The 15,662-nt window shown below is 45.3% G+C and carries 18 protein-coding genes; 12 read left to right on the top strand and 6 right to left on the bottom strand.

Translation table 11 applies throughout. The annotated features are described in order from the left end of the window. The first annotated feature begins 1 nt into the window (after position 1). The 5 genes from ACY652_RS14475 (at position 2) to ACY652_RS14455 (ending at position 5,056) form a co-directional block, all read left to right on the top strand. Positions 2–475 carry an N-acetyltransferase family protein gene (locus ACY652_RS14475; protein ID WP_462265097.1) on the top strand — a complete coding sequence of 158 codons (474 nt, stop codon included), beginning with the start codon at positions 2–4 and terminating at the stop codon, positions 473–475. Further along, a complete protein-coding gene (locus ACY652_RS14470; protein ID WP_462265096.1) occupies positions 472–1,287 on the top strand; it encodes a DUF3298 and DUF4163 domain-containing protein in 816 nt (271 codons plus the stop codon). Before ACY652_RS14475 ends, ACY652_RS14470 begins: the two co-directional genes overlap by 4 nt. Further along, positions 1,287–2,540, top strand: a complete 1,254-nt coding sequence (locus ACY652_RS14465) for an aspartate kinase (protein ID WP_462265095.1) — start codon at positions 1,287–1,289, stop codon at positions 2,538–2,540. The genes ACY652_RS14470 and ACY652_RS14465 overlap by 1 nt, the downstream gene beginning before the upstream one ends. A 346-nt stretch (positions 2,541–2,886) precedes the next feature. Next, the gene (locus ACY652_RS14460) at positions 2,887–3,339 is read left to right on the top strand and encodes a DUF1569 domain-containing protein (protein ID WP_462265094.1); all 453 of its coding nucleotides are present in this window, start codon (positions 2,887–2,889) and stop codon (positions 3,337–3,339) included. Positions 3,340–3,529: 190 nt separating this feature from the next. Continuing rightward, positions 3,530–5,056 carry a TolB family protein gene (locus ACY652_RS14455; protein ID WP_462265093.1) on the top strand — a complete coding sequence of 509 codons (1,527 nt, stop codon included), beginning with the start codon at positions 3,530–3,532 and terminating at the stop codon, positions 5,054–5,056. Between the two features lie 2 nt (positions 5,057–5,058). Here the strand turns inward: ACY652_RS14455 and ACY652_RS14450 are convergent, their stop codons facing one another. Both ACY652_RS14450 and ACY652_RS14445 read right to left on the bottom strand, forming a co-directional pair. Continuing rightward, complete coding sequence (locus tag ACY652_RS14450; protein WP_462265092.1) at positions 5,059–5,502, bottom strand: transmembrane 220 family protein; 444 nt, start codon at positions 5,500–5,502, stop codon at positions 5,059–5,061. A gap of 70 nt (positions 5,503–5,572) precedes the next feature. Then, positions 5,573–6,256: a PKD domain-containing protein gene (locus tag ACY652_RS14445; protein ID WP_462265091.1), complete on the bottom strand. Its 684-nt coding sequence runs from the start codon at positions 6,254–6,256 to the stop codon at positions 5,573–5,575. Positions 6,257–6,424: 168 nt separating this feature from the next. Here ACY652_RS14445 and ACY652_RS14440 point away from each other — a divergent pair, with 168 nt between their 5' ends. From ACY652_RS14440 to ACY652_RS14420, 5 genes are all read left to right on the top strand, one after another. After that, positions 6,425–7,003 carry a carboxymuconolactone decarboxylase family protein gene (locus ACY652_RS14440; RefSeq protein ID WP_462265090.1) on the top strand — a complete coding sequence of 193 codons (579 nt, stop codon included), beginning with the start codon at positions 6,425–6,427 and terminating at the stop codon, positions 7,001–7,003. 47 nt (positions 7,004–7,050) lie between these two features. Next, positions 7,051–8,106 (top strand): oxygenase MpaB family protein, encoded by a 1,056-nt coding sequence (locus ACY652_RS14435; protein ID WP_462265089.1) that lies wholly within the window; start codon positions 7,051–7,053, stop codon positions 8,104–8,106. A gap of 81 nt (positions 8,107–8,187) precedes the next feature. Further along, positions 8,188–9,162 carry a hypothetical protein gene (locus ACY652_RS14430; RefSeq protein ID WP_462265088.1) on the top strand — a complete coding sequence of 325 codons (975 nt, stop codon included), beginning with the start codon at positions 8,188–8,190 and terminating at the stop codon, positions 9,160–9,162. Positions 9,163–9,174: 12 nt separating this feature from the next. Beyond that, complete coding sequence (locus tag ACY652_RS14425) at positions 9,175–9,597, top strand: secondary thiamine-phosphate synthase enzyme YjbQ (RefSeq protein ID WP_462265087.1); 423 nt, start codon at positions 9,175–9,177, stop codon at positions 9,595–9,597. Positions 9,598–9,666: 69 nt separating this feature from the next. After that, positions 9,667–10,269: a DUF6992 family protein gene (locus ACY652_RS14420; RefSeq protein ID WP_462265086.1), complete on the top strand. Its 603-nt coding sequence runs from the start codon at positions 9,667–9,669 to the stop codon at positions 10,267–10,269. A 506-nt stretch (positions 10,270–10,775) separates the two neighbouring features. Here the strand turns inward: ACY652_RS14420 and ACY652_RS14415 are convergent. Beyond that, complete coding sequence (locus ACY652_RS14415; RefSeq protein ID WP_462265085.1) at positions 10,776–11,480, bottom strand: 3-keto-disaccharide hydrolase; 705 nt, start codon at positions 11,478–11,480, stop codon at positions 10,776–10,778. 83 nt (positions 11,481–11,563) lie between these two features. Continuing rightward, a complete protein-coding gene (locus tag ACY652_RS14410) occupies positions 11,564–12,412 on the bottom strand; it encodes a ThuA domain-containing protein (RefSeq protein ID WP_462265084.1) in 849 nt (282 codons plus the stop codon). Positions 12,413–12,601: 189 nt separating this feature from the next. Here ACY652_RS14410 and ACY652_RS14405 point away from each other — a divergent pair, with 189 nt between their 5' ends. Continuing rightward, on the top strand, positions 12,602–12,991 hold the full coding sequence (locus tag ACY652_RS14405; RefSeq protein ID WP_462265083.1) for a response regulator transcription factor: 390 nt from the start codon (positions 12,602–12,604) through the stop codon (positions 12,989–12,991). A 21-nt stretch (positions 12,992–13,012) separates the two neighbouring features. On the opposite strand, the gene ACY652_RS14400 is transcribed toward ACY652_RS14405, so the two are convergent. Then, positions 13,013–14,026 (bottom strand): PorP/SprF family type IX secretion system membrane protein, encoded by a 1,014-nt coding sequence (locus tag ACY652_RS14400; protein WP_462265082.1) that lies wholly within the window; start codon positions 14,024–14,026, stop codon positions 13,013–13,015. A 202-nt stretch (positions 14,027–14,228) separates the two neighbouring features. Next, complete coding sequence (locus ACY652_RS14395; RefSeq protein ID WP_462265081.1) at positions 14,229–14,951, bottom strand: NUDIX hydrolase; 723 nt, start codon at positions 14,949–14,951, stop codon at positions 14,229–14,231. A 187-nt stretch (positions 14,952–15,138) separates the two neighbouring features. On the opposite strand from ACY652_RS14395, the gene ACY652_RS14390 reads away from it, so the two are divergent. After that, entirely contained in the window at positions 15,139–15,594 is a 456-nt protein-coding gene (locus ACY652_RS14390) for a ferritin-like domain-containing protein (RefSeq protein WP_462265080.1), read from the top strand. Positions 15,595–15,662 lie beyond the last annotated feature (68 nt).

The raw sequence follows: 15,662 nt of genomic DNA, 5'->3' as shown, positions 1-15,662 counted from the left end.
GATGCAGATCAGCCTACGCATAGCCCGAAAAGAGGATTGCCCCCGCCTGCTGGAATTGGTACAGGAACTGGCCGACTATGAGAAAGCCCCGCTGGAGGTAAGCGTAACCCTGCCCGAATTTGAAGATGCCGGTTTTGGCCCATGCCCGGTATGGAAAGCCTTTATAGCCGAAGCGGATGGCGTTATCGCCGGTTTTGCCTTGTATTATATCCGCTATTCTACCTGGAAGGGTTGCCGCCTGTACTTGGAAGATTTGATTGTAACCGAAGCTATGCGCGGCAAGGGTTTAGGTAAACTGCTGTTTAACCGGCTGATACAGGAAGCACAGGAGCTGAGTTTTAACGGCATGACCTGGCAGGTACTGGACTGGAACGAACCGGCCATCAACTTTTATAACAAATATGAGGCGCATATTGAGCCGGGCTGGCTTAACGCCTCGTTAACTAAACAGCAGATTATTGATTTTAAGCCATGAAACTAAATCTTATACCCCTAATTGCACTGATAGGCCTGCTGGCGGCCTGCACCGACCCTAAAACGCCCAACAGGCTTAAGAATGCTGAAGTGAACACGGATACTTTAAAGTACACTTACAAAACCATCAGACAACGTGCGGCCGATTGCGGTACCAAATCTGATAGTTCCTGCACAGCGGCAGTAGTTAAATATCCGGTTTTTGAGCAGCAGCCGGCATTGAATGATACGGTTAGCTATCACTTGGCCAATCTCTTTGCCACCAGTTACAAAGCAAGCTACAGCACGGTACAACAAGCGGCCGAAGGTTTGATCGCTCAATATGATCGTGATAAAAAAGGCGGGAGCATACCTGCGCAAATGCACTATTCATTAGACAGCCATGCTGAAATTATTACTGATGATACTGCACTGGTTACCATAGAACTATCAGGTTATTATTGGCAGGGCGGTGCACATGGTATAACAATTACCAAGTATATCAACTGGGACACCAGGGCTAAAAAGAACCTCCGGCTTGATGATATTCTTATCAGCGGCTATGCGCCGAAGCTTAATGCCATAGCCGAACAGATCTTCAGAGCGGAAGAGTTACTTACACCTACCGCAACACTGGCTAACGATTATTTTTTCAAAAATGCCAGGTTCAGCCTGAACAACAATTTTGCGCTTACTCCATTGGGTATTAAATTTATGTATAACCCCAACGAAATAAAACCTTATGCAGCGGGGCAAACTTCCCTGGAAATCCCTTATCAGAAAATCAGTAAACTGATTAAGCCAGGTTCTGTTGCTGCTACATATATTCACTAATGCAGGTATTTAAGTTTGGAGGCGCATCAGTTAAAGATGCGGCAGGCGTGATTAACCTGGCCGCAATTGTAAGGCAATATGCCAACGGGCCGTTACTAATTGTGGTATCAGCTATGGGTAAAACTACCAATGCACTGGAAGCACTTTCTAACGCTTATATTAACCAGGCCGATGATGTGCATGAATTGTTTCAGCAGGTAAAAGATGCACACTACCGTATTGCACATGAACTATTCGGCGAGCAGCACCCGGTGATGGATGAACTGGAAAATACTTTCGTTGAGATTGACTGGATGCTGGAGGATGAGCCGCATGATGATCCCGATTTTATTTATGACCAACTGGTATCCATCGGCGAACTGCTTTCTACCCGCATTGTAAACGCTTATTTAAATGAGGCAGGTATTAAAAGCAGCTGGCTGGATGTACGCAGCTACATTCATACCGATAATACCTACCGTGAAGGTGTGGTAGACTGGGATAAAACCTGCACTGTAATTCAGCAGGATATACCGGCGTTTTCGCAGCAAAACATTGTAGTAACCCAAGGCTTTTTAGGCGGCACCTCTGAAAACTTTACCACTACCCTGGGCCGAGAGGGGTCAGATTACACGGCCTCTATCTTCGCTTCCTGTTTGCAGGCCGAAGCGGTAACCATCTGGAAGGATGTGCCCGGCGTACTTAACGCCGATCCGAAGCTGTTTGCCGATACCGTAAAATTTGACGAGTTAAGCTATAATGAAGCTATTGAAATGACTTACTATGGCGCTACGGTTATCCATCCCAAAACTATAAAGCCGTTACTGGATAAGCAGATTCCGCTGCTGGTGAAGTCTTTTGCCTATCCGCAGGAAATGGGTACCCGGGTGCATGATGTAAAGCAGGTGCATTATCAAAAGCCGGTTATTATTGTAAAGAACAACCAGGTGCTGCTATCGGTAACGGCAAAAAACCATTCGTTTATTTCCGAACAGCATTTAAGCACACTTACCGGGCTTTTTGCCGCGCAGCGCATCAAAATTAATGTACTGCAAATTTCGGCACTTACCATCAGTGTTTGTTTTGACGATTCGCCCCGGTTTAAAATTTTATTACAGCAGCTGCAGGCAGATTTTTCTACGCGCTACAATGAGCAGCTGCAGTTGATTACCCTGCGGCACTATCAGCAGGATACGCTTTCGCAGCTGATATCCGGTAAAGCGGTATTACTGGAACAGCTTAGCCGCAGTACCGCACAGGTAGTAGTGAAGTAAAGCGTTATCTTTTTTCCTTATACCTACCCTTGCTAATTTGTAAAACGACTTAAAAGGGATGACATAATTCAAAAAATAAATTGTATAATGTTTTAATATTCAACAATTTAAAATAATCGAGGTTGACATAAAATGACTGCTGATTTCTGCTTGTGTATGTAGAGGCTGTTTAAAAACGAGTAAAAAAGCGCGTCATTGCGAGGAACGAAGCAATCCCCGACGGGTATGGCCGCTCTATAAGCTGAGGATGGCGCCCGTTCCTCGCAATGACGACTGGCAATAGTAATAGTTAGAATCATTTTTAAACAGCTTCTTAACTTCAGTTCTTCTAAATAACCTACCAGAAATGGCCTTATCCGCAGACATAAACAACCGGGAGGAATTGAGGGAAACCTTAAACCGGCTTCAACCTCAAACGAAACCGTTGTGGGGAAACATGACTGCCCGGCAAATGACAGCGCATCTGGTAGATATGCTGCAACTATCCAATGGCGTACAAACAGATGTTTGCCGCAGCACGGCAGATGAGGCTGCTCAAAGCAAGCAAATATGGGTTTATACGGATGCACAGATACCTAAAAATTTAATTTTACAAACCCTCCTTTCCGATCACTTATACCCTGACCTGGCTACTGCTGTTGACCAGTTGACGCAGGAACTAAACACATTTGATCAATATTATGCTATTCCTAAAAACGCTGCAATACATGGCAGCTTCGGAGCGTTAAACCGCCAGGAATGGGTATTATGGCATAATAAACACTTTACCCATCACTTCAAGCAGTTTTTACTGCTGTAAGCAGCTAACTCCCCGATTAAATAATTCCTTATCTCCTGTATTACTGGCAAATGATTTCAGGTGTTATTTAGCGCATACATAAGCAGAATCAGTAGTAATCCTACCCTGATTTGGGCCACAAATATTTCTGCTATTAAGATTAAAATAATTGTTGCATTTGGTTAGCTTTACCAGCAACCAATTCTAAATTATGTTCAAATTTCGCCTAGCCCCTGTATTGGGCATTGCCATGCTTTCTGCGTTCAGTTTTACAGTACAGGCGCAGGAGTCTGCAGGTATATTTACCGGACAAACCGACATCGGCACCATAGCACACAAGGGTAGTGTAAAATACCTGCCTGCGGGCCGGCAATATACCCTAACCGGCTCAGGCAGTAATATCTGGAATGACCATGACGATTTCCATCTGGTATGGAAAAAAATGAAAGGCGACTTTATTTTGTACGGGCGCGTAGCATTTGCCGGTAAAGGTGCAGACCCGCACCGGAAAACCGGATGGATGGTACGCAAATCGCTTGAAAGCAATTCGCCCCATGTAAGCGCGGTAGAACATGGCAGCGGTTTAACCTCATTGCAATACCGCAAAGCCACCGCCGGTGTTACCGAAGAAAAACCACTGGACTTGAAAACAGCGGATGTGGTGCAGCTGGAACGCACCGGCAACACCTACACCATGCGTGCCGCAAAATTTGGGCAGCCCTACACCGTTCAGCAAGTGCAGGATATTGACCTGGGCGATGACGTTTATGTGGGTATGTTTGTATGCGCCCACAATGCAAACGTAACTGAAACCAGCACAATCAGCGATGTAAGTATTACAGTACCCTACAAAGGCGTTTCCGGTTCCAATACACAGATGAAGCTGAGCAGTAACCTGGAAATATTAGACGTTGCCACCGGCCGGCGCCAAGTGATACACCAGGCGCCTTACTCTATTCAGGCACCCAACTGGACGCCTGACGGCAAAACGCTGATTTATAATGATGATAAGGGGCTGATACAGCGTTTCGATATAGCTTCTCGCAAACAGACGCTATTAAACACCGGCAAGGTAATAAATAACAACAACGATCATGTGCTGGCCTTCGGTGGCCGCAGTATCGGCCTGAGCAACAACCAGAATGAATTAGGTGGTTCTGTAATCTATACCGTTCCGGTTACGGGCGGTACACCGGTGCAGGTAACGCCGCGCGGCCCTTCTTACCTGCACGGCTGGTCGCCGGATGGTAAGAGCCTGGTATTTTGCGGCGAGCGTAACGGAAACTACGATGTATATAAAATACCGGTAACCGGCGGCCCCGAAGTACGGCTAACTACCAGCGAAGGCCTGGATGATGGCCCGGAATATACGCCCGACGGTAAATACATTTACTTTAACTCGGTACGCTCGGGCCTGATGCAAATATGGCGCATGCGCCCGGATGGCAGCAACCCGGAGCAGATTACGAAAGATGATTATAACAACTGGTTTGCTCATATATCGCCGGATGGTAAGTGGATCGTTTACCTGTCCTTCCTGAAAGAAGAAGTAGAACCCGGTGCTCATCCCCCTTATAAACATGTATACATCCGCCTGCAACCAATGGATGGCAGCGGTACGCCGAGGGTGCTGGCCTATATATATGGCGGACAAGGTACCATGAACACCCCGTCATGGTCGCCGGATGGTAAGCGGATTGCCTTTATCAGCAATACGGATATGAGCGAAGACTGGTAAGATTACAGCTTCTGTTTACTCCATGTTAAAGTCCGCTCTGCTGATCGCCCAGGCAGGGCGGACTTTTTACCTTTAACCCTGCCAGCGGCAAAAAAATTAATCATTAAAGCCCCGGCAGCTATCAGCAATCCAAAAAATTCACGGGTGCTTTCTATCCACGGCTTTTCGGCTTTCATCGTTTCTGTGATACCGGGGGTATGATATTTCACTATCCAGTCCCACACGCCGTCTTTATAAAAGAAGATAATGCCTGCATAAATGAAGTAAAAGGCGCATATAATCAGATAAAGTTTCGGATAAAATCTTTTAAATATAGCCATACCGCAGCAAATGGCTGCCGTCATATAAATGCCTACCCACAACCATGCGTCCGGGTCATTCAGGTTTACATAAGCAAAACCTAAAAAAATAATAAAAAATACGGCGTTAAATATTTTCAATGGCATCGGTATTCATTAAAGGAACGGTATTGCAGCATAAACGGCTGCAGTTATGCCACTGCTCACTTATAACTGATCAATAATTGGCAATGGCGGAAGCAATAGTTATAGCCGATGATGGCAGCGGCGTATTCCCGCTGGTTTGATAAAAATTACCCAGTGTAGCAGGTGTCATTTCTATATAATTGTGCTTTCCTTTATCGAACGGAATGCCTATGCCAAACTTCAGGGTGCTGCCTTTGTTCGATTGTATGTAACCATCTGCCAACAAGCCGGTAGCCACCCGGTTACTGCCTATGGTAACAAAAATAGTATCTGTTACGCTGCCACTGGTAATCAGGTTACCATTCAAAGTATAAACATTGCCGCCGCTGGGGTCGAGTATACGGCACTGGTAATTGCTGAAATCCCGGTCGATGGAATTTTTTACCTGGTAACTTAACTCACCGGGAAATACCCTGATCCGTTTGAAAGAGGAATTTGATCCTACCTTAAGCGTTACCGTAAAAATGCAGGAACGGCTATACGTATGCCTGGCTATGACGCCCGTACCGTGTGCAGTGCCATCGCCAAAATCCCAATCATAAGCAGTGCCCGCATTTGAACTGGCGGTGGCCAACATCTCACTGTTCAAATAAATGTTCGGTCCAGACAAGTAGAAGTCGGTATTGGCATCCGTTGCCGCAACTTCAAGGGATTTACGGCAATTTACAAGCAATATTGCCAGCGTTAGCACACCAAACAATTTAATCCTATACATACTCGTCTTCAATTTGGCGTAAAATTACATATTTAATCTTATGAGGGCAGAAACTGACCCTTTTCTTCTCATCGCTCCTGTACATGAAATGGTTAAGGCCGGGCAAAATATTTGATTATAAATAAAAACAAGGCAGCAGGGGTGAGAGTTGATAAGAAAAAATACCATATGCGACTTCCCCCTATTCCTCCTGACCAGCTTAATGAGGATCAAAAACCCTTGTACAATAACATGAAAGAGGGTATTGAAAAACACCTCAAGGGTTTTGTTTCTGCGCGTCAGGACGGTGCCTTGATCGGCCCCTTCGCTCCCATGCTGCACTTTCCGCAGTTTGGAGGGCCGCTTTGGGCACATACCATGGCCTTGTCCGAGCATTCTACCCTTCCTAAACCGGCGCATGAGGTAGTCATATTGGTTACAGGTGCACGTTTCCATTCACGCTACGAGTTGTATGCACATGAGCATGTGGCAGCTAAGGCCGGCCTGTCGGCTACAAAAATTGCCAGCATTACGGCAGGGCAGCGCCCCAATGATTTAACGCCTGAAGAAAGCGCAGCTTATGATGTTGCCGCAGTGTTAAGCAATGGCGGACAATTACCACAATCTACCTATGAACTGGCCTTGGGCTTGTTCGGCGAACAGGCCTTAGCCGAACTGGTTTATCTGGCAGGTACCTACTGCCTGATTTCGGTACTGTTGAATGCTTATGATGTTTCAGTACCGGGACATGAAGAGGGCTTAGGATAAACTCGGGTGATTATAACAATATTTGCCGCAGGAAGATGTTAAATTAAATGGCTCATCACTATCATCACTCCTTTCTTGAAGAGCAGCGTAAACTGGGTGATCAGCCGGCTGACGGATTTATTGCCGGGGCATTTGCTGCTGCTGCAGGTAAGCAACTATTATATGATTGGTTAGCAGGTATCAAAAGCAATAACCAGCTGCAGCATTTGCCAGACAGCTATGCGTTAAACAACGTTTTTAAAAGCAGCACTATTCTTCCTGCATGGGCTGATATAAAGCAGATGCAGGCTGGGGCCGCTTTTTTCGCCCGTTATGCACAAGCCATCATGAACCTGCTGGGGCTGCTTTCACTCCCCTACTGCTATGCAGGGGCTAATGGGGCAATGGTACTTTACCTTTCTGAGCGTATAAGAAACAATACCGGTAAAAGATTATCAGAAACAGCCGGATTTGTGTGGGATGTGATGTCACCCTCGGCTTTTACACCCGAAGGCAAAGGCTTTGCCGCCTGTTTGAAAATACGGCTTACCCATGCCGCCGCCCGGTATTACACGCTGCAAAGCGGCCGGTGGAATGCCGCATGGGGTTACCCTGTTAATCAGGAGGATATGGCAGGCACCAACCTGTCCTTCTCGTTAATCGTTATCCGTGGTTTGCGTAAGATGGGCTATGTAATTACGTATGAAGAGCAAGCCGCGTACCTGCATTTATGGAATGTAATTGGTTGCCTGTTAGGGCTGAGTGAACCGCTGTTGCCTGCTGACGGCCTACAGGCAAACCATTTGGAAGAAGCTATCCGCCTGCATCAATTCGGGCCATCTGAGCAAGGGCAGGCACTCACACACTCACTTATTCAATATTTCGGGTCGGTAAGCGCAAACAGTTTACTTTCAATGGCAGATATCAGCCAACTGATGCGGTACCTGTTAGGGGATGACATTGCCACCTGCTTAAACATACCTGCGCCTTCACTTTCTCCGCAAAAATTACAACTCATAAAGGTAACCGCCCTGCTAAATGAACTGAAGCCGCCCGCCAGCACCCATATGCTTTATACTAACGGATACAAAAAATTTAAAAAAGATGTTGCTGCAATCCAGTAATTCAGGCACTTTATTGCTTGTCTGGTTATAACTTACAAGGCCTTGTGCTTACGCATACAAACATTTTATATATTCACCGCAATGTTCACATTGTACAAAATTGGGCTTTCGTTAAACAGATATGGCTTACTCTTTACAGTTAACCTGGCAGCATTTGCTGTAACCCTGTTATCAGGATGCACTTCTGCCCCGAAGCACAATACCGTTAAAGCCAAACCACAAATATCCTTTAAAAGCATTACAGGCGTTAGCTATACCGAAGTGCGACGATACTTTGAAACCGGTTTGGTGTTTGAACGGCATGGCTATTACCAGGGAGCCGACTGGCAGCTTAAAACACTTTCGGCAGATTCTATGTGGGTGTACAGCGCGGTAAGAAAAAAATCACTCATCAGTCCGATTATTTTAGACCACGATTCGGTAATTAACATTGACTGGGCCTGGTTGAGGGTAAAGAACATGAGCCGCGACAGCATCACCTTCCAGGTGCTCAAAGTAGAGAACAAAGAAATTTCTCATACCGGCCCCTTTGTATTCATGAAATTCTACGCGGACGATTATATTAAAAACAAGCTGCATACCACAGCAGCCGTGCTACGAAAACCCTATCCCCGTGATACCGCCTACATCCGGCAACTAACGGCACAAGCGCGCCTCGATCCTGAAAAGGCGTTTGCAGCAACGCAGCCTGCGCAGCTAACCAGCACATCGCCCGCGCTAACTGTACTTAAACACGAGGTGAAGCCTGATTTTCTGACCGGCATAGTGGCAGAGGAAGCCTACTACTTTCCGGAATATAAAATCCATATATCCAAAGCCTATGATGATTTCAGTTACTCATTTGCAGTAACGGTTGATGAAAAGGGCAATTTGCACTTCATCCGCTCGCTGCAGGACAGTTATGGCGATCCGGAATTTGAAAAGATTGCCGAAAGGAATATAAAGGGCATAATTGCCGGCTATCTGAAATATTATTTACACACGGTGCCTGGCAGAACGCTAAACATTCCGCATAGCAGCATGGTTACCCTGAATGTAAGCGGTACCAAAGCTTAAGCAACCCAACCCATGAAAATATACCAGCAGCAGTGCAAACTTGGCGCCCGCCGGCGTGGATTTCATTTAATTACGGCTGATGTGCTGCGGGCGCTACCACAGCTCACTGAAATTAAAACCGGTATATGCCAGGTGTTTATACAACACACATCGGCTTCATTAACCATTAATGAAAATGCCGACCCTACTGTGCGGCAGGATTTTGAAACCTGGTTTAACAAAGCCGTTCCTGAAAATGATCCGGATTATATGCACAATGACGAAGGCCCGGATGATATGCCCGCTCACATAAAAGCGGCAATGCTGAGCGCCTCGGTAATGATTCCGGTACGTAATGGCAAACTGGCGCTGGGAGTATGGCAGGGTATCTACTTATGCGAGCACCGCAATTATGGCGGCGAACGGAACCTGCTTATCACCTTATTTGGCGAATAACCACACCAATAAACATCATTTAACAAACGTTGAGCAACTAAATAATGCCAGCCTTAACTATATAAGTATATGATGAAAAGCATGTTACGTACCCTGTTGCTTGCTGCTGCCATACTGCTGGCCGGCAACGCCGCCTTCAGCCAGGATTCGTTAATTTTATTGAACCATTCGCGGAACGAGATCAAACAGACCGGTATGGCGGTATTGGGAAGCTGGGCAGTAGCCAATATAGCTACCGGTACGGTTGGTTATTATAACTCCGGCGGCGCCGCACAGCGTTTTCACCAGATGAACATCATCTGGAATATGATAAACCTGGGTGCAGCAACAGCAGGTTATTTTGGCAGTAAAGCAGACAACGGCAGGCAACTTACCCCAGAAGAAAGCCTGAAAGCGCAACAAAAGATCGAAAAAGTATTTGTAATTAATGCCGGGCTGGATGTGGCCTACATTGGCACAGGATTGTACCTGCGCAACCGCGGGCATGTTAAAAATTCTGACCGCCTGCGTGGCTATGGTGCTTCTGTATTATTGCAGGGGGCATTCCTCCTATTATTTGATGGCACCATGTATGGAGCTGAACGCTACCATGGCAACAAGCTGAGGAGATTTTTAACCCATAATCAGTTAATCTTTAACGGCAGGCAATTGGGTATGCAACTACAGCTTTAGTCGATTTAAATTTTTTATTCATGTATACACAGGCTGATATCTCAGCTCAATTTATTTTTTTGTTTGCATTATTGTTTACAGGTTTCGGATAAGCATTGTTCTTATATATCAATACTACACCATTAGCGCATATCAGTGTTACAATTGCGGTTATCATCTTACAAACAAATTGGCTCTAATTGTTTAATGGCATTATATACGTGTTAGCCAGCAATACAGTTATTGATGAATTGAAAATTCTTCTTATTATTTTTCAGACCAGTACTGTTATCTTTCAAAAGATTAGTAATGAAAGAAAGTATTTCTGATAAGTACAATCTTCTATCGGCACTACTTCACTACTGCCCGTTTTGTACAAAAAAACCCCGGCATACATGCCAGGGTCGTTGTTTAATCTTATCAATCTGCATCGCGCAGATACAGTATACTAACGATATTAGCAATCAGGTAGTATGTTATACTGCAAATAAATTCATCATTAATTTATACAATTAACAGCAGCTAAATTATTTTAACTCCCTGATCATAATATTTTTAAAAGCAACTACATGTCCATGATCCTGTAAGGCAATATGGCCTTTAGGAAAAGCGGCAAAGCCCTTCCATGTTTTAAACTTACTTGCATCAATCAAACTTTGCCATTCAGGGCTTCCCATCTGAACATTCACTGTTTCCTTACCGTTTAGGGTGAAAATTAAATGGCCTGCCTTTTTAGATATCCTGGCTATATTCCACTCACCTGCCGGCTTTACCGCTTTAACAGCCGGCGCTTTCATGTCATACAGCGAACCAGCCAGGTGATTAGCCTTCTTGTTATCTTCTGCCTTCTCGTCATCCAGTACCTGCATTTCTATGCCGGTTTCGTAAGTAGCATGATAGGCAGGGTCTTCATTTACGCTAAAAATAACCCCGCTGTTACCTTCCGGAGAAATTTTCCATTGCAACGAAAGTTCGTAATTCTCATATTCTCCGTTGGTGACCAAATCCCCCTGACCTTCGGCTTTAGGATCAAGCTGTAAGGAGCCATTTATTACCTTCCAGGCCGGTTCTGTATCCGGCTTGCCATAAATGTGCCAGCCGGAAGTGCTTTTGCCGTCAAACAACAGGTGCCAGCCCTGCTTCTTTTGTTGCTGAGTTAATGCGTTTTGAGCCTGTGCAGTGCCTGTACCCATAAGTACAAGTGCTGCCATGCCATACATTAGATTTTTCATGATGTGTATATATTAATTTGGAACTGCAATATAACTGAACGGATAACCACAAATGAAAATTATCAGTTAAACTTTTGCTGAGATCAGTTGCGCTTATGGCCACTGCCCATCCATAACAGCGACTGTGTGATGAACCGGTTTTGCACAGGATCAGCCAGCGTGTGTGAAAGATCACGGTTAGTGCCATGCTCGTAGTCAATATCATTGTGCCCCATGTTCATATAAATCATGTGGTAATTGCGGTTTGTCCACGCTACAGGGTAATAACCTTCATGCCATATCTCATTTGGTTTGGGGCCGGTGCCGAGCGGAAAGCTGGCCGAATCCACAGCCAGCAAAATGTCAATAGCAGTATTTTGCCGTAAATCATTAGTCCAGCGATACCACTCGTTCGGCATCGATTTAAACTTTGACGGTAGTTTATAGGTAGCAGGATGATGCTTGTCCTCTATCCGGAGGATAGCCGAAGTAGGCCGCCAGGTGTTGCTCTTATACTCACCAGTTCCTAAAAAAGTCTGGTGATACCAATCCCAGTTCTGCGGATAATCAGACGGGGTTAAAGCAAACGCCGAAAAATGAAAACCCATCCATGCACCGCCCTTATGCATATAGGCTTCAAAAGCCCGGCGCTGACTTTCCCCCTCAGGCCGGGTATCCAAGAATAACACCACCTGGTACCTGGAAAGAAACGCAGCATTTAAGTTACCCCAATTACTGGTTGAATCATAAACGAAGTGGTACTTTTTGGCCACCTCCGGGAACCACCGGTTGGCCTCGTGTACAAAGCTGATATGTGCTTTATCATTTTTGCCGGTATAGAAGGCAATTACCTTAAACCCGGGTTTTACCCTTTGGGCATAACTATAAGATGCTGTATTAAAAAAACAGCATATGTAAAGGGCTGATAGCAGCAGCAGTTTGCGTAATAACATTAATGCAGTAGTTTACAACGCATAAATATATACACGATTACAGGTAACACCGGCGTTACAAGCAAATAAAGTTGATAATATAACAGTGCACACATGACACAATACACTTAATACTGTGTTAATAATTTTTACATATTATATACATCGCCGTCAATTAATTTTTTAAGTTTGCCAGCACCTATTACTAACATGCCGAAACGAATATATATTGCAGACGATGATCCGGGAATTGTGGATGCAGTACAGATGATGCTTGATTATTACGGTTATCAGGTAAACTATACTTATAATGGCGCTGATTTGCTGGACCTGAAAGGAAATTTTACAGATCTGATCTTGTTAGATATCTGGATGTCGGGCACTGACGGGCGAGACGTTTGCCGTGCGCTGAAAGCAAGGCCGGACCTGCAATCCATTCCTGTGATGATGATTTCGGCCAGCCGCGATGTTACCCAGTCTGCAATGGATGCCGGCGCCGACGCTTTCCTGGCTAAACCATTTGATATGGATCAGTTAATCAGCCGGATTGAACATCTGCTGGATAACCGCCAGCCAATGGCAGCTCCTTTGTCTGCTTAACTTATTCAGCTCAGCTTTCCGTTAGAAAGAGTGTTGCGGGCATATCACTTTATAACGGTTATTAAACAAAATACTGATTATTATTTCGTGTGAGCCGTTACTTACGGTGCGCAGGTTAGAGGTGGTGAAATCGTATGAGTAACCTACATTGATTACTGAGTTTACATTTACACCTGCCAGGGCCGAAAACGAATCATTGTGCCGGTAGGCACCACCAATCCATAGCCGGTCGCCGAAGGCTGCCTTTAAATTCAGATCATAACTTGCCGGTACAGGGTTCACTATCTTTACCAATACCGATGGCAGCAATGTAACCTCATCTGTTAAATAAATTTTGTATCCTGCTGTAAAAAAATAGTGAGGCACGGTAGTACTTTGCGTAACCGTATTGGTACCGCTAAAGTATAAATTTTGCTTTAGCAGCTGCTGCACCGAGGCCCCCACAAAATAGTTGCCCGAATAAGCCCACACCCCTACACCCAGATCCGGCTTCCACTGGCTTAAATTACCGTTGGCAATTGCCGGATCCAGCGCTGTTTCCAGGGTTATTAATGAAGTATTTAAACTTATCCTGTTTACACCCGCCATTACCCCTACCGATAAATTTAACTTATCAGTAATACCTAAGTGATAGGCGTAGGTAGCATCCAGATTGGTTTGCGAAATGGGGCCAGCCTTATCCGAAACAATCATCAGCCCGATACCGTGGTGCGGCTCTGCGGCGCGGTATTCCTGTGCATACAAACGGCTGTAAGGGTTTACTCCGCCCGCTGCCGGCATACCGGTAGCATCTCCGTTTACAAAGTTACTCCCTATAGGTGCATTTACAGTAAGGTAGCTGGTAACTGGCGCACCGTCAAGGCCGGTCCACTGGCTGCGGTAGCCTGCCTTAAAATCTGTATAATTCTCAATGCCGGATACTGCAGGGTTGAGCAGGTAATTGTTAAAAACGTACTGGGTATATTGAGGTTTTTGTTGCGCGTGCGCTACAAAAGCAATGATATACAATAACGCAGAAACGAGTATTTTTTTCATGTCAGAACAGCCCTGTTTACCCGGCTGTACACCTGTTCATTAGCAGCAACTATTGAATGTGATAGCTTTTGAATATAGGTTGCGCAAATTAACCGGCATACCGGTTACACTGTAAAAATAGCAAACATTTTGAGGATATGGGCTTTATTGCAAAAATTCAGGATAACAACGCACAAAAAAGGTATACGGCTAACCTCCTGTATCAGAAATCACTGTCAGCAACAATTTTATCATGATTGGGTACAAAGTTGAGCATCGCCTCAAAGTTGGCTGTAAACTTTTGCTGGTTCAACTGGTAATAGAAAGCTCCTTTTTTGGATGATAACTTATCCTTTTCATTCATTTTTATCAGTAATCCGGTCGAAAGCAGTTTACGGCTAAAGTTGCGGTCGTCAAAAGCGGTTTGATATACACTTTCATACAATTGCTGTAACTGCGGAATGGTGAAACGTTCGGGCAGCAGTTTAAATATTACCGGGTGTAATGCAGCTTTGTAGCGTAATTGCTTGCGGGCCCGTTTTACCATTTCGCCGTGGTCAAATATCAGTTCGGGCAGTTCGCTTAAATCAAACCATTCGGCATGGTAAGCCTCACTAAGCGTTTGCTGGTACTTGTTCATATCTATCAGTGCAAAATAAGCTACCGAAAGTGTGCGTTCCACCGGGTCGCGGCTTGGCTTACCGTAAATCTGCAATTGCTCCAGGTACACATTATCCAATCCAGTAAGTTCCTTTAACACACGTATGGCCGTATGATCAGGGTCTTCGTCAGGCTGAACGAAGCCGCCCGGCAGGCTCCACTTTCCACGCTCGGGCTCCAGGCCGCGCTTAATGACCAGTAGCTTGATGTTCGCCCCTTCAAAACCAAACACAATGCTGTCTATAGCCACCAGCATCCGCGTTTGCCCTTCATATCTTTGCTGCATATTGTTTAACCGGCTTATTGAGTAAGTTTTGCCGGGCAGTAATTTAGTATAATATCAGTTACAACACAACACACCACACCGGTACGGCCAAAACACATAGCACTAATAAATTAAACGGAAGCGAAACATATCTTTTCGCAGATAGTTATTATCAGCATCGTTATATAACACAATAACATTTACCATTATGGCAACTTCAGACAGTTCATTAGACGTACTAACCGACTTAATTAAGATTAATAACGACCGCGCCGACGGCTTTGAAAAAGCGATCAAGGATTTGGATGGCGGCAGCCAGGACTTAAAAACCGTATTTGAGGATTACGCCCAGCAAAGCCGCAAATTCAGCCAGGAGCTGACCGCTAAGGTAGGCCAGGCCGGCGGCGATGCCGAAACTTCCAACTCGGTAAGCGGTACCCTGCACCGTGCCTGGATTGACGTAAAGGCCTTGTTTGGCGGTTCTGACCGTCAGAGCATCTTAAACGAGTGCGAGCGTGGCGAGGATGCCATCAAGAAAGCCTACAAGGATGCCCTGGCGCCCGATAGCGGCCTTTCAGCCGAGTACAGCTCACTGGTAAGCAGCCAGTCTGGCGAGATTCAGGCCTCACATGACAAGATCAAAGCCCTGCGTGACAGCCAGTAAATTAAGCAAAACACAACTTTACAAGATACAACAAGTAAAGCCGCTTTATAAGCGGCTTTACTATATAA

This window comes from Mucilaginibacter sp. (assembly GCF_965200995.1).
Classification (GTDB): Bacteria; Bacteroidota; Bacteroidia; order Sphingobacteriales; family Sphingobacteriaceae; genus Mucilaginibacter.
Note: the sequence above shows the minus strand (reverse complement) of the source record. Positions and strands in the feature narration are given on the sequence as shown.